At 39.7% G+C, this 14914-nt stretch carries 9 protein-coding genes and 1 riboswitch; of the genes, 3 read left to right on the top strand and 6 right to left on the bottom strand.

What is annotated here, in order from left to right; translation table 11 throughout:
* Nucleotides 1-81: 81 nt before the first annotated feature.
* The 4 genes from hutI to hutH form a co-directional block, all read right to left on the bottom strand.
* Nucleotides 82-1350, bottom strand: coding sequence for an imidazolonepropionase (gene hutI, locus MKY08_RS00980; protein WP_069508841.1), 1269 nt, complete (start codon nt 1348-1350; stop codon nt 82-84).
* Complete coding sequence (gene hutU / locus MKY08_RS00975; protein ID WP_069508840.1) at nt 1347-3017, bottom strand: urocanate hydratase; 1671 nt, start codon at nt 3015-3017, stop codon at nt 1347-1349. Before hutU ends, hutI begins: the two co-directional genes overlap by 4 nt.
* Before the next feature lie 15 nt (nt 3018-3032).
* Entirely contained in the window at nt 3033-4361 is a 1329-nt protein-coding gene (locus MKY08_RS00970; RefSeq protein ID WP_069508838.1) for a YjiH family protein, read from the bottom strand.
* 107 nt (nt 4362-4468) lie between these two features.
* Entirely contained in the window at nt 4469-5983 is a 1515-nt protein-coding gene (gene hutH / locus MKY08_RS00965) for a histidine ammonia-lyase (protein WP_069508836.1), read from the bottom strand.
* 205 nt (nt 5984-6188) lie between these two features.
* On the opposite strand from hutH, the gene MKY08_RS00960 reads away from it, so the two are divergent.
* The 3 genes from MKY08_RS00960 to MKY08_RS00950 all read left to right on the top strand — a co-directional run bounded on the left by MKY08_RS00960 (nt 6189) and on the right by MKY08_RS00950 (nt 11674).
* Nucleotides 6189-7673, top strand: a complete 1485-nt coding sequence (locus tag MKY08_RS00960; protein ID WP_069508834.1) for a helix-turn-helix domain-containing protein — start codon at nt 6189-6191, stop codon at nt 7671-7673.
* A 313-nt stretch (nt 7674-7986) separates the two neighbouring features.
* The gene (locus tag MKY08_RS00955) at nt 7987-9504 is read left to right on the top strand and encodes a catalase (protein WP_069508832.1); all 1518 of its coding nucleotides are present in this window, start codon (nt 7987-7989) and stop codon (nt 9502-9504) included.
* A gap of 484 nt (nt 9505-9988) precedes the next feature.
* On the top strand, nt 9989-11674 hold the full coding sequence (locus tag MKY08_RS00950) for a methyl-accepting chemotaxis protein (protein WP_069508829.1): 1686 nt from the start codon (nt 9989-9991) through the stop codon (nt 11672-11674).
* Nucleotides 11675-11777: 103 nt separating this feature from the next.
* On the opposite strand, the gene thiC is transcribed toward MKY08_RS00950, so the two are convergent.
* Together thiC and MKY08_RS00940 are read right to left on the bottom strand one after the other, a co-directional pair.
* Entirely contained in the window at nt 11778-13556 is a 1779-nt protein-coding gene (gene thiC, locus MKY08_RS00945; RefSeq protein ID WP_069508827.1) for a phosphomethylpyrimidine synthase ThiC, read from the bottom strand.
* A 149-nt stretch (nt 13557-13705) separates the two neighbouring features.
* Nucleotides 13706-13820: riboswitch (TPP riboswitch) on the bottom strand.
* An 82-nt stretch (nt 13821-13902) separates the two neighbouring features.
* Complete coding sequence (locus MKY08_RS00940) at nt 13903-14832, bottom strand: AEC family transporter (RefSeq protein WP_024360749.1); 930 nt, start codon at nt 14830-14832, stop codon at nt 13903-13905.
* Nucleotides 14833-14914 lie beyond the last annotated feature (82 nt).

The raw sequence follows: 14914 nt of genomic DNA, 5'->3' as shown, positions 1-14914 counted from the left end.
CTATTTATGCTTTTTCTGTAATATTTAATTGGTAAATCTATGCACAATTGAGATTAATCGTTTACCAAAACTCTTTATTTATTACAAAACAATACCATGACGCACTACGACTTGCCCTTTTTTAATCACCGTATCGGTATGATTCATGCCGTAAAAGTATTGTAGCTGTTTGTAATTGGCAACATCCAATATAATAACATCCGCTTGTTTACCCGCTTCAAGCGTACCAATCTGGTGGCCTCTGTTCAATGCATGCGCAGCATTAATGGTCGTAGCAGTGATTACTTCCTCTAATGTCAACCCCATATGCATACAAGCTAAATTCATTATAAATGGCAAACTCATTGTCGGCGAAGAGCCCGGGTTAAAGTCTGTTGAGATGGCTACTGGCACTCCTTCATCAATCATTAACCTGCCTCTTGCAAACGGTGCGCGTAAGAAGAAGGCAGTGCCAGGTAGCAAGACGGCAATTGTTCCTACTTCAGCCATATTTTGAATACCTTCATCCGAAGCAACTAACAAATGCTCTGCCGAGATAGCTCCCACATCAGCGGCTAATTCTGCACCGTTATACGGCTCTATTTCATCAGCATGAATTTTCGGTGTTAGTCCAAGCTCTTTTCCCGCCTCTAAAATGCTTCTAGATTGCGCTGGTGTAAATACGCCTTTTTCACAAAACACATCATTGAATTCTGCAAGCTCTAATGCCGACACTTTTGGCAACATATCATTAATAATAACGTCTACAAATTCATCTTCTCGTCCTTTAAAATCGCGTGGTACCGCATGTGCGCCCATAAAGGTACTGATGACATCTACCACATGTGTGTCCTGTAGCTTTTTAGCTACTTCCAGTTGTTTCTTTTCCGTTTCCCAATCCAGACCATAACCTGACTTCGCTTCCACAGTAGTCACACCATGCTTTAAAAAAACATCTAAATGGTGCATCGTTTTTTCATATAACGCTTCAAAACTTGTTTCTCGTGTGCGCTTTGTTGTAGCATGAATGCCTCCACCTGCGTTCATAATGTCCATATAAGTGGAACCGTTAAGTCGCATATTAAATTCCTGCTCACGTGTACCGCCATGCACTAAATGTGTATGGCAATCCACAAGACCTGGCATGACAATCTTTCCAGATGCATCTATAACCTCTGCTTCCTCCACTAAATGAGGGAAATCTATAACTAACTGTTCGTAAGCCCCGACAGCGACAATCTGACTTCCTGCTACGAGCACACTTCCCTTTTCTACAACGGCAATCTCTCGCATTTGTTCTTTTATTCGAGGCCCTTGTAAAGCGCTTTTCAAAGTAATGACTTCATTTGCATTTTTAATTAAAAGGGTCATTTCACATCATCCTTTAGCATTGGCATATGGACACCTTTATTCTTTGCTGTATTGATAGCAATGTCATAACCTGCATCTGCATGCCGAACAATGCCCATTCCAGGGTCTGAAATCAACACGCGCGCTATTTTTTCAGCCGCTAGTGTTGATCCATCAGCAACTAACACTTGACCTGCATGCTGTGAATAGCCCATTCCTACACCGCCACCATGGTGAACACTTACCCAGCTAGATCCACTCGCTGTGTTAACAAGTGCGTTTAAAATCGGCCAATCGGATACTGCATCTGACCCATCCAACATTCCTTCTGTTTCACGGTTTGGAGAAGCCACCGAGCCAGAGTCTAAATGATCCCGTCCGAAAACAATTGGTGCAGACAACTCGCCATTTGCTACCATTTCATTCACCTTCAATGCAAAGCGATGGCGATCACCATACCCTAACCAGCAAATACGTGCAGGTAGTCCCTGCCATTTCACCATTTTTTGCGCCATATCAATCCAATTGACAAGACCTTCATCTTCAGCAAACATTTCTTTCGCTAAAGCATCTGTTTTATAAATATCTTCCGGATCACCAGAAAGTGCTGCCCAACGGAACGGTCCCTTGCCCTCACAGAACAATGGACGAATATACGCTGGTACAAAGCCTGGGAAGTCAAAAGCATTTGTCACACCCATCTCTTTTGCGTAAGCACGAATATTATTACCATAATCAAATACTTCAGCACCCGCCTGTTGAAATTCAAGCATTGTACGAACATGCTCTGCCATCGTTTCTTTCGCCTTTTGCTCATACGTTTTGACATCATTTTTCCGTAACGCTAACGCTTCTTCAAACGTCATACCATTCGGTACATAGCCATTGATAGGGTCATGCGCAGATGTTTGGTCTGTCACAAAATCTGGAATGATACCTCGGTTTAACAATTCACGGTTAACATCTGCACAGTTGCCAACTAGCCCGATTGACGCTGGCTCTCGTTGAGCACGGAGTTGATTGACTAATGCCACCGCTTCATCTACTGTCTCAACAAGATAATCACAGTAGCCTTCTTTTATTTTCCGTTCAATACGAGCACGTTCCACTTCAACTACTAAAATGACTGCCCCTGCCATTTTTCCAGCTAAAGGCTGTGCACCACTCATACCACCCATACCACCAGTAAGAATGAATTTCCCGCGTAAGTCCGCACTACCAAACACTTTCTTTCCAGCCTCTACAAACGATAAATATGTGCCTTGTAAAATACCTTGAGCACCAATATATATCCAACTACCAGCAGTCATTTGACCGTACATCATTAGATCACGGTCCTCTAGCTCATAGAAATGCTCCCAATTGGACCATGCAGGCACTAAGTTTGAATTGGCGATTAAAACGCGTGGTGCATGTTCATGCGTACGGAAGACAGCTACTGGCTTACCCGATTGAATAAGCAATGTTTCATCATTCTCTAATTCTTTTAAAGAAGCAATGATTTGTTCATAGCTTTTCCAATTTCGCGCCGCTTTTCCTATTCCTCCATACACAATAAGCTCATCAGGATTTTCTGCAACTTCAGGATCTAGATTATTCATCAGCATGCGCATCGCCGCTTCCTGTGTCCAACCTTTACATGTTATTTCATTCCCTCTTGGTGCACGAATATTAGTTTTATATACCATTCAAAACACGCTCCTTTAAAATAGTAAAAATGCTATTGGTGTTACAATAATTAAAGATAAGACGACACGCTCAAACCAAATCAGCAAGATTTCACGCAATGTCAATGGAATTTCTGATGATAAGATCAGTGGAATTACAGCAGAAAAGAATAATATTGAAGAAATAGATACGACAGACACAATAAATTTCGTTATCAATGTTGCTTGTGTGACAACAAGTGCTGGTAAAAACACTTCCGCCAACGATAAAGACAATGCTTTCGCTGTTAAAAATGGTTCTGGAACTTGTAATACATATGTAAAAGGAACAAAAATATACGCAAGCCAATCAAAAACAGGCGTATATGTTGCGAGTACAAGCCCTAGAAGACCAATTGATAAAATAGAAGGCATAACAGCCATTGCCATCACAAGGCCATCCTTTAAATTCATCCATAAAATTTTTGCTAACGGCGGATTTTGCTCAACCGCCACCATCGCTTGACGCCACGCTTCTTTAAAACGATTTTGCATTACTATTTTTTCTGGCATCGGTGTCGAGCCTGCAAAGTATTCATCCTTCATTGAACGCAGTGGATACATACGTGCTGTTATTGCCGTAACTAGAAATGTCACAACGAGCGATACCCAAAAAAATGTATTCCAATGTGGCATAATATCGAGCGTGCTTGCAATGACAACCATAAATGTGGCAGATACAGTTGAAAAGCCTGTTGCAATAATTGCGGCCTCCTTCGCTGTATAACGACCTTCCATATAGACACGGTTCGTTAAAAGTAACCCGACCGAATAACTGCCAACAAATGAGGCTACTGCATCTACTGCCGAACGGCCCGGCGTCTTAAAAATAGGTTGCATAAAACGATGAGTTAAAACACCAATAAATTCAAGTAACCCAAAGCTAACAAGAATAGCTAAAAATAAAGAGCCTATCGGAATAAGTACCCCTACTGGCTTAATTAGTTTCTCCATTAAGTAAGGTCCGATATTTTCATTGGCAAGCCATGCAGGAGCAACATTAAAAATTAGCAAAACCCCAGCTACCATTCCACCTACTTTAAAAATTGACAACACAACATCAACTGTTGACTTACTCCATTTATCAGAAATAAATGGATAGATCGCTCCTCCAACAAGCATCATAACCACATAAACAGTGACAAGCGAGGGTGCTTCTGTACGAATATAATTCACAATATGATCGATTAGAATTGTGTTTTTTCCATGCCATTCAAACGAAATGAAAAAGCTGAATATTCCGACTAAGCTACAGATAACCATTTTTATAATTGAGGAAACTCTAAATGACGAGTCGTGCCTCAACGCCTGTTGCTTATAATCCATGGCAGTCCTCCTTGCTTATTTATAGCAAACCAGTCACCCAATAGTGCCCACCAAATTCATTTAAGTAAAGAACTTGGCGGGAACATAAAGGATGTTATGCAAGAAGCTTAAATGCTCTCATCTAATAGAACATCACTTGCTAATAAGTACTTCGCTAATGCTTCAATTTCGTCACCAATAGGTTGATCTGCCAATAAAGGCGGACAGAATTCACGCACTTTTGCTAAATACTTTCTTGTTGTTGGCGATAACTGCTCTTCCGCCTTATCTAGATGGATAGCTTGCGACGCACAAATCATTTCTATTGCAATAACCCTAGCTGCATTGTGGACAATTTGTCGCACTTGACGAGCGGATGTTGTCCCCATACTGACATGATCTTCTTGATTCCCTGATGTAGGTATTGAATCCACACTTGAAGGATGTGCTAGCACTTTGTTTTCTGACACAATCGAAGCAGCTGTATATTGTGCAATCATCAGTCCACATTCAATACCAGGATTTGTTGCTAAAAATGGTGGCAAACCATCATTAAGTTGCGGATTGACCATGCGCTCTGTACGTCTTTCGGAAATATTAGCCCATTCACTGACCCCAACCTTTAAAAAGTCCATAGCTAATGCTATCGGTTGACCGTGAAAATGACCTCCCGATAGAACTTCTCCATTTTCTAAAACGATAGGATTGTCTGTTGTAGCATTCATCTCTATTTGCACACGCTGCTCCGCATAGAAAAATGATTGCCAAGATGCACCGTGTACTTGGGGAATGCACCGCAGAGAATACGCATCCTGCATCCTTATTTCCCCTTGCTTGGTCACGCGTTTACTGCCTTCAAGCCATTTGCGAATACGCCCTCCTACCAACTCTAATTCTGGATGTGGTCTTACAGCTAATAGTGCCGGATCAAATGCAGACGTAATCCCTTTTAACGCCTCTAATGACAGACTCGCAGCCATATCCGCGGCAAGCCCAATACGCTCTGCCTCGTTTAATGTCAAAACGCCAATACCCGTCATTGCTTGCGTACCATTTACTAGTGCTAATCCTTCCTTTGCCTGTAATCGCACAGGTGTTAAACCTGCTTTTTGTAATGCGATATCACCTGACACAAGTTCGCCCTTAAATTCTGCTTTCCCTTCACCTACAAGCACTAAGGCTAAATGGGATAATGGTGCTAAATCTCCACTTGCTCCAACTGATCCTTGGGATGGCACGATTGGATGTACCCCTTTATTGATGCAGTCTAGCAATAATTGCAATGTTTCTTGTCGAATACCAGAAAACCCACGCGCTAATGCATTTGCGCGTAAAATCATCATCGCACGCACGACATCCGTTGGAAATGGTTCGCCAACACCTGTTGCATCTGAACGAAGTAAATTTAATTGCAGTAACTCAATATCTGATTCTTCAATTCGTATATTACTTAACTTGCCAAACCCAGTATTGACACCGTAAATTACTTGCCCCTCTGCTAAGCGTTTTTCAATTCTTTCTCTACTTGCTCGAACGCGTTCCGTACTGTCAGCAGATAATACGACCGAAGCCTGCCCCTTCACGATTTTCTCAATTTGTTGCCTTGTTAACGTATTGCCATCAAGTTCGATGATTGTTTGCATACGATATCCCCCTATCCTTAACAGCTTATGTAAATGTACTTGTATAAAAAAGAATTTCTCTATCTCCATTGTACAAACTACTTTTTTCAGAAAATATAGAATTTTAAAAGAGAAAACAGGAATTATTTCAGATTTTTATGTTATTTTTAATAATATAATCGTATTTTTTTACGAAATAGGATTTTTTTAAGAAAGGCTGATTTGAATGAAATTATTATTAATTGATCGAGATCTTACGGAACTTTCGGGCATTCGTTGGTTTTTGCATACATACTTTCCAGGAGATTTATCAATTGAGATGTGCACAACTATTTCCGAGGCTGCAAAAAGCATTCAACAGTTTGTACCAGAAGTTATTTTATTAAATATCGACATGCTACCGAATAATCGTTTAACGGCTCTATACGGGCTTTTACAAAAACACTCAGGCAAAATCCTTGCCATCACCACAGAGCCGTTATTTAAAAACGCATTAAAAGCAATAGATTTACAGGTGGCGCATCTTTTTGTAAAACCAATTGATTTAGAAGTTTTAAAGCAAAAGCTTAGTGCTATTTCGCTTCATACACCTCAAATCCCAAAAGTTAGTGCGGATGCGAAAGATGAATCTTTTTACTATCAATTATTTTTAGAGAACACAACTAACTCATTAACAACCGATATCCAGTTCACGATGATAGAACCTGAGTATCCAGAAACATTAAATAAATTGTTCATTTGGCTTCAACAAACACCGTTTTATTATCAAATGAGCATTTACCCGTTATCAGATACAATCATTTGCCTATTTCAAACAAGCGATTTGAAAATTATCGAAAAAGATATACGAACCTTGCTAAAGGAATGGCAAATGACGAATAACGGCGCTCTGAATATTGGCGTTTATGATGGTACGCCGACAACTTTAAAAGAAATGTATGCATTAACAAAGCGAGCCCTACTGCAAAGCTTTTATGAAGGCTACGGCCATATTTTTTATGCAACGAAACAATACCAAACACACCCCCTAGACCCTTTACTAACACCAGAGGAGCAACAATTACTTATTAAAAGTTTAGAAGAAGGTAATATTGAAGCCGTAAAAGCGTTCTTATATCGCTTATCAAATGAAGGAATCTATTACGAGCAAGATGATTTGCGTATCCACCTTACCAGTGTATTGGCGCAAATCCGCCGATTTATGCTGAAATATAAACTGCATGAAAAAGCGGCTATCGAGCAAAATTATCGCCAACTTTTTCATTTGATTATTGAACACCCTATATTCTATACAATTCTCAATGGCATTATTTTATTCACACAGCGACTTATTGAATTGGCACGTGAAGCTCGAATGGAGAAGAAAGCAGACTATGTAGAATTAGCTTTAGAAATAATCGATTATCAATATCATAATCATGAACTATCCTTACCATTTATCGCGAATAAGTTAGGGATTAGCCCCAATTATTTAAGTACAATATTTTCACGGAAACAAGGTCAGCCATTTAAACGCTATTTGCAGCAAGTTCGTATTCAAAATTCAACTAAAATGCTTATTGAAACCGATTTTGCCATTAGTGAAATTGCACTGTTAAATGGCTTTGATGATCCGAATTATTTCAGCAAATTATTTAAACAACTCATAGGGACTACACCTAACCGCTATCGAAAGGAATGGAAAAATCAAGGAGGTATTACACAATCGTAATTTTCATTTAGGATACCCTATTTTCAATATCAATATTAAATAAGAAGGATTTCCAATTATACTTTGTCTTTAAACTTGTATACTAGCAAATCACTTATTCCTTTAAAACAACCGTAAAAACTATAAAAACAGTGAAAATATTCTAAAAAACTATGTATATCGGTTGAAAGCTATGCATATATTTATAGTTTGTACCTTGCTATATAAATTCTTTAACAATAATTATTATAATGTACTAGCAATTCTATTTTATATTTGTTATAGTTATTTACGAGGAGTTTGACTCACAATATTTTTCAGGAGGTAAACTAATATGACAAACGCAAATGATCGTAGCCGTCGTTTCACAACAGCAGGTGGTGCTCCAGTAGTAAGCAACCACGACTCTATGTCTGCAGGTCCTCGTGGTCCTCTTTTACTTCAAGATGTATGGTTAGTTGAAAAATTAGCAAACTTCAACCGTGAAGTTATTCCGGAGCGCCGTATGCATGCTAAAGGTTCAGGAGCATTCGGTACATTCACTGTGACACATGATATTTCTCAATATACGAAAGCTAAAATCTTCTCTGAAGTTGGGAAGAAAACACCAATGTTCGCTCGTTTCTCAACTGTAGCGGGAGAACGCGGTGCTGCAGATGCAGAGCGCGATATTCGAGGCTTTGCATTGAAATTCTATACAGAAGAAGGTAACTGGGATTTAGTTGGTAATAACACGCCTGTATTCTTCTTCCGTGATCCGTTACACTTTACAGATTTAAACCACGTAGTAAAACGCGATCCACGCACAAATATGAAAAACGCAAACTCCAACTGGGATTTCTGGACTTTATTACCAGAAGCGTTACACCAAATTACAATTGTTATGTCTGACCGCGGTATTCCAACAGGATATCGTAACATGCATGGTTTCGGCTCACACACATACAGCTTCATCAATGCACAAAATGAGCGTGTATGGGTGAAATTCCACTTCCGTACAGAACAAGGCATTAAAAACTTAACAGGTGCAGAAGCAGCTGAAATTATTGGTAAAGACCGCGAATCTTCACAACGTGACTTGTACGAAGCTATTGAACGAGGCGATTTCCCAAAATGGAAAATGTACATTCAAGTTATGACAGAAGAACAAGCTCGTGAATTACCTTATAACCCATTCGACTTAACAAAAGTTTGGTACAAAAAAGACTTCCCACTAATTCCAGTTGGCGAATTCGAGTTAAATAAAAACCCTGATAACTACTTTGCAGAAGTAGAACAATCATCGTTTGCACCATCTAACATAGTGCCTGGTATCAGCTACTCTCCAGACAAAATGTTACAAGCTCGTATTTTTGCATACGCAGATGCAGCTCGCTATCGCTTAGGCGTAAACCACCACAGTCTGCCTGTAAACGCACCAAAATGCCCATTCCGTTCATTCCACCGCGATGGCGCTATGCGTTTTGATGGCAATCTCGGTTCTACATTAAGCTATGAACCAAACAGCTATGGTGAATGGGAGCACAACTTAGACTATAAAGAGCCACCATTACGTATTGATGGTCATGCTGATATCCACGACTTCCGAGAAGATGACAATAACTACTTCGAACAACCAGGTAAATTATTCCGTCTGTTATCTGCGGAAGAGCAACAACGCTTATTCGAAAATACAGCAAATGATATGGCTTCAGTTGAAGAGTTCATCAAACGTCGCCACATCTTACACTGCTATTTAGCTGACCCTGCATATGGTGAGGGTGTAGCGAAAGCAATGGGTCTATCATTAGAAGGCATGGATCTCTCAAATCCGTATGTAAAAAAAGAAGTAAAACAAGTAGCAAACATCTAATATTCCCCTATATTGATATCCAATAAACTTGCTGTCATTGGCAAGTAGACAAAAGGTAGCGAGAATGCGCATTTCTCGATGCCTTTTGTCATTTTTACTTCGTTATTTTGCTAGTCCCAATAAGCTTTATAACTAGTAGCTACATTGGAAGACTATCGTACATATTTCAATCTTCCTTCGTTCTAAAGCTTTCGCATCTGTCACTTAGACTATCATTACCGTTTACTATTCAGTAGATTGGCGCAAGCTGCCTCAACTGACTTAAAGGTAACTCCCCCACTCACTGAAAAAATAATATGCAGTGGAATTCAATTTTTTATTGTTTCCTTTTACTATGTATATCTCTCATCGTCATATAGGTGTTCTTGTATACCATTTATATGAAAATTCCACAACTTTGTACTGTTCTTATTCCTAATGTCGCTAAAATTTTTTGGGCATTGATACGTGACAACTATTACAAAACTGGAATGGAGGAAAAAAGATGTCGATTCGAATGAAACTATATATTGGATTTAGTACAATCATTCTTTTATTACTAACTATTTCCTCAATCGCTTACTACCAACTGAATCACATTAATAATTTAAATAAAGACTTATTTGAAAACCGTGTTTATAAGCTTATTCAAGTCGATAAAATTGTCATTGCCTCTTCAATGCAGAGCAACTATCTTCGTTCATATATTCTTGAACCTAATGAAGCAACCATTAAAAACCTCGAGGAACAAGAAAAGGTGATTCAAGACAAGGTGGAAGAGCTAGATAGCTTATTCACTTCCGAAACGACACAAAAGCAAATGGAAGTTATTAAAGCCAATCAAGCGATTTTTGAAAAAGCAGCACTGGAGATTATTAATACATACAGTCCCGATAATTTACAACCTGCCATTGACATTCTTCGAACAAAAGCACGCCCTGCTGCTGCTGCAATTCAACAAGCCGCACATGAAATTGCATTTTACGAGGAAAGACAAGTACAGTTAGCACGTGCCGAGTCGTCAAAAGTAGAAACTATAAGCTCATTGATTATCTTAATTCTCGCTGCTTTTTCCACAAGTTTAGCCTTTCTCATCGCCTTCATTATGACAAGGATTATTACAAAGCCTGTCAATCGCCTAGCTAAGGCAGCAAATATCATTGCTACCGGTGATTTACGTCAAGAGGATGTGAAAGTAAAGACAAAAGATGAGATTCGAAAGTTAGCCGATTCATTTAATGTAATGAAAGCAAATTTGCGCTCTCTCATTGACAATATAGCGATAAATGTAGAACATACTACTACAAGTGCAGGAGAATTAGCCGCAAGCACTGACGACGTTACTTCTTCTTCAACTGATGTTGCTAAATGCATAGAAATAATGGCCCAAGGCGGTAGTCAGGCTGTCATGACAGGGCAAGAAACTGCTATGGCTATGGATGAAACTGCACGTGGAGTCCAACGCATCGCTGAAGCCACACAGATGCTTCATACGAAAGCACTTGATACACAAAGCGTTGCTACTAATGGTGAAAAGATGTTGCAAAAGACCGAAAATCAAATGATGGTTATACAACAATCTTCAGATAAGACAAATGCGCTTATTAAACAGCTAAGTACGCAATCGACTGAAATTGAAAATATAACGAAAGTCATTACTGAAATTACCGATCAGACCAACCTGCTGGCTTTGAATGCTGCCATCGAAGCAGTGCGTGCTGGCGAACATGGGCAAGGATTTGCCGTCGTTGCAGATGAAGTACGTAAATTAGCGGAGGAATCCAAAATATCAGCCAACCGAATCATTAACTTAATTAATGATATTCAGCAAAATACATTGGAAGTCGAAAAAGCGGTGAGCGTTACAGTACAAAATATTGATGAAGGTGTTTCTTACATTCAACATGCGCAAGACGCCTTTAATGGCATTATGGGTGCAATTGAAGATATGGCATCCGAAATAGAAGACGTTTCTGCTTCTACTCAACAAATTTCTGCAAGCACTGAAGAAGTTGCTGCATCTGTCAATGAGATGTCCGCGGTGGCAAAAAATGTGGCAGAACAATCCGAAACAATTGCAAGCGCAATTGAAGAACAAACATCCACCATCCAAGAAATGAACGCTGTTGTACAATCTTTAAACGATGGGGCTACCACCCTTCAAGAACATATAAATAAATTTAAAGTCTAAAAAGCTAAGACAAAAAAGTGTTAGATTGATTGCAGTCAATCTAACACTTTTTGCTAATATGGTGAATCAGATGTTGTCCACGGTTTATCGGTTATTTCTTTTGTTACTGATACAAGCGGCTACCAGCTTCTTTAAACTCTTGAGCCTTTTCCTTCATTCCTTGATGGATAGCTTCTGTCGTATTTAAATCTTTTTCTTTAGCATAGTTACGAATATCTTGAGAAATTCTCATACTGCAAAACTTAGGGCCACACATTGAGCAGAAATGGGCTGTTTTTGCTCCCTCTGCAGGTAATGTTTCATCGTGATATTCTACTGCTCGTTCTGGGTCTAGTGATAAGTTAAACTGATCGCGCCAGCGGAACTCAAATCGCGCTTTGGATAGCGCATCATCTCTTTGTTGTGCTCCAGGGTGCCCTTTCGCCAAATCAGCAGCATGTGCCGCAATTTTATAGGTAATGACCCCTACACGAACATCTTCTCGATTCGGTAAACCTAGGTGTTCTTTCGGTGTCACATAGCATAGCATCGCTGTGCCAAACCAGCCAATCATTGCTGCGCCAATGGCAGATGTAATATGGTCATAGCCTGGCGCGATATCTGTTGTAAGAGGCCCCAATGTGTAAAAAGGTGCTTCTTTGCAAACTTCCAATTGTTTGTCCATATTTTCCTTAATGAGATGCATCGGTACATGCCCAGGTCCCTCTACCATTACTTGTACATCGTGCTTCCATGCAATTTGTGTTAGCTCTCCTAACGTATCAAGCTCCGCAAACTGTGCTTCATCATTGGCATCTGCAATTGAGCCTGGGCGTAAACCATCCCCTAATGAAAAAGCAACATCATACATTTTCATAATTTCACAAATTTCTTCAAAATGGGTATATAAGAAGTTTTCTTGGTGATGGAACAGACACCATTGCGCCATAATCGAACCACCACGCGACACAATGCCCGTTACGCGATTAGCTGTGAGTGGTACATAACGAAGCAACACGCCTGCATGAATCGTAAAGTAATCCACCCCTTGTTCCGCTTGCTCGATCAACGTATCACGATACACTTCCCATGTTAAATCCTCCGCTACACCATTGACCTTTTCAAGTGCCTGATAAATCGGCACAGTTCCTACAGGTACAGCCGCATTACGAATAATCCATTCGCGGGTTGTATGAATATGCTTGCCAGTAGATAGATCCATTATATTATCTGCGCCCCATCGTGTAGCCCATGTCATTTTTTCAACTTCCTCTGCTATAGAGGAAGAAACAGCCGAATTACCAATATTGGCATTAATTTTGACATGAAAGTTTCGGCCAATAATCATCGGCTCTGCTTCTGGATGATTAATATTGGATGGCATAATGGCACGTCCTGCAGCAATTTCTGCACGTACAAATTCTGGTTCAACATGTTCACGAATCGCTACAAATTCCATTTCCGGGGTAATAATCCCTTGTCTTGCATAATGCAGTTGTGTCACGTTGCGACCTTTTTTTGCACGTAATGGTTTTCGGGAAAGCTCCGGAAAAACGTTTTCCTTCATACGAGGGTCGTCTGCTTTGCGGAAGCCATTATCCTCTGGTTTAATCGTCCGCCCTTCGTACTCCTCTACATCTCCACGTTCTTTTATCCACGCACTACGCAATGCAGGTAAACCTTTTGTAATATCCACTTTGTAAGTTGGGTCCGTATAAGGACCGCTCGTATCATAAACACGCACTGGTGCATTATCCTCTTCTCCAAAACTACCCGTTGTTGGGCTTAGCTGAATTTCACGCATCGGTACTAAAATATCTGGGCGTGTTCCTTCTACATATACTTTTTTACTTCCGTCAAAACTTGTCATAATGATAATGTTCTTTTCGCTAACTGTTGTCATATAGTATTCCGCTCCCTTTTCCATAAATGTTTAAAAAGGACCGAATCTAGCTCACGCCAATAGGTAGCATTACAAATAAAAAGCCGAATCCAAAAAAATTGGATCCGGCTGTACATGTAAGGTTTATTTATCGCAAAAAATTCAAGGAGTGCGATATTCATTAACTTTCCCACGCTGGTATGAGCCAGATCAGGTCCAAAGGGTCAAGAAACCTCTATGCGTTTCCCTCTCAGCCCGACTCATCGGACTCCCCTAGTTATAGCTATTAAGTTTGATGATAGTGTAACAGATTTTTCTAATAGATGGAAGTTATAATTAGATTTATCTTGCTATTATCCTCGAGTAATTACGTAAATAGCAGTTCTGCTAGATAAATGACAATTGTTACTGTAAGACAGCTAACAATTGTTGAAAAAAGGACCGTTTGCGCAGCAGTTGCCGACTCAACATCATATTCTAATGCCAAGCTTGAGCTATTACGTGAGGTCGGAAAAGCACTTGCAATGAAAAGTGACTGGGCGACAACACCATCTAAACCGAGGACAAAAATAATAAGCAATGCAACGGCTGGACCTACTACTAGACGTGTAATGCAGCTAACAAACACCGTTTTATTAAACATGGATTTGATTTCAAGCTGTGATAGTTGAGCACCCAGTGTAATAAGAGCTACGGCAATAAAGCCATCTGCTACGTGGTCAATAGGAATACGGATAAATTGTGGAATGCCAATATTAAAGAAATTCATTGCCACACCTATTATAAGGGCATGAATAATGGGCATTTTCAGGAAGTCCTTTATGATTGCCATCCCTGATTTAGTCGACGAGATTAAATTATATAAACCATATGTATAAGTCGTCATATTTTGAAAAATAACGAGAATCACTTGAATTGCAACCCCAATTGGCTGCGTTGCGAAAATCATTTGTGCTACTGGAATACCATAGTTGCCAGAGTTAATAAGGACAACACTATTTTTAAAAACTGCCGTCTCTGTTTTCGCTAGTCCAAGCCCCTTCGCTAAAAAATGACTAAGCACCATTTGACTGCCGATAAAGAGCACAATAAATAATGCCACTTCCCCTAGCACTGATAACTCCACACTTGTTTCATATAAATTCACAAATACAGCAGCTGGCATAAAACAATACGTAATAAGCTGAGATAATGCTTTCAAATTAAAAGAAAATTTCTTTTGTAAAAATGCACCAAGTACAAGCAACACTAAAATAGGGGCAACTATTTTAAAGAAAATCATACCGAGATACATCATGGAGGTGACCCCCTTTCATCTCTTTCTATAGTAAAACTGTTCACAACATGGGTCAATGCTCCGCCGCTAGTATAAGTTTACA

Source organism: Lysinibacillus sp. FSL M8-0337 (genome assembly GCF_038593855.1).
Lineage (GTDB): Bacteria > Bacillota > Bacilli > Bacillales_A > Planococcaceae > Lysinibacillus > Lysinibacillus sphaericus_D.
This window is presented reverse-complemented; position numbering and strand designations above follow the sequence as displayed.

What these genes read in the sequence shown, in the direction of transcription:
- thiC (WP_069508827.1), bottom strand. Translation starts at nt 13,556, where the DNA reads ATGACAACAGTTAGCGAAAAGAACATTATCATTATGACAAGTTTTGAC.
- hutU (WP_069508840.1), bottom strand. Translation starts at nt 3,017, where the DNA reads ATGGTATATAAAACTAATATTCGTGCACCAAGAGGGAATGAAATAACA.
- MKY08_RS00950 (WP_069508829.1), top strand. Translation starts at nt 9,989, where the DNA reads ATGTCGATTCGAATGAAACTATATATTGGATTTAGTACAATCATTCTT.
- MKY08_RS00970 (WP_069508838.1), bottom strand. Translation starts at nt 4,361, where the DNA reads ATGGATTATAAGCAACAGGCGTTGAGGCACGACTCGTCATTTAGAGTT.
- MKY08_RS00955 (WP_069508832.1), top strand. Translation starts at nt 7,987, where the DNA reads ATGACAAACGCAAATGATCGTAGCCGTCGTTTCACAACAGCAGGTGGT.
- hutH (WP_069508836.1), bottom strand. Translation starts at nt 5,983, where the DNA reads ATGCAAACAATCATCGAACTTGATGGCAATACGTTAACAAGGCAACAA.
- MKY08_RS00940 (WP_024360749.1), bottom strand. Translation starts at nt 14,832, where the DNA reads ATGATGTATCTCGGTATGATTTTCTTTAAAATAGTTGCCCCTATTTTA.
- MKY08_RS00960 (WP_069508834.1), top strand. Translation starts at nt 6,189, where the DNA reads ATGAAATTATTATTAATTGATCGAGATCTTACGGAACTTTCGGGCATT.
- hutI (WP_069508841.1), bottom strand. Translation starts at nt 1,350, where the DNA reads ATGACCCTTTTAATTAAAAATGCAAATGAAGTCATTACTTTGAAAAGC.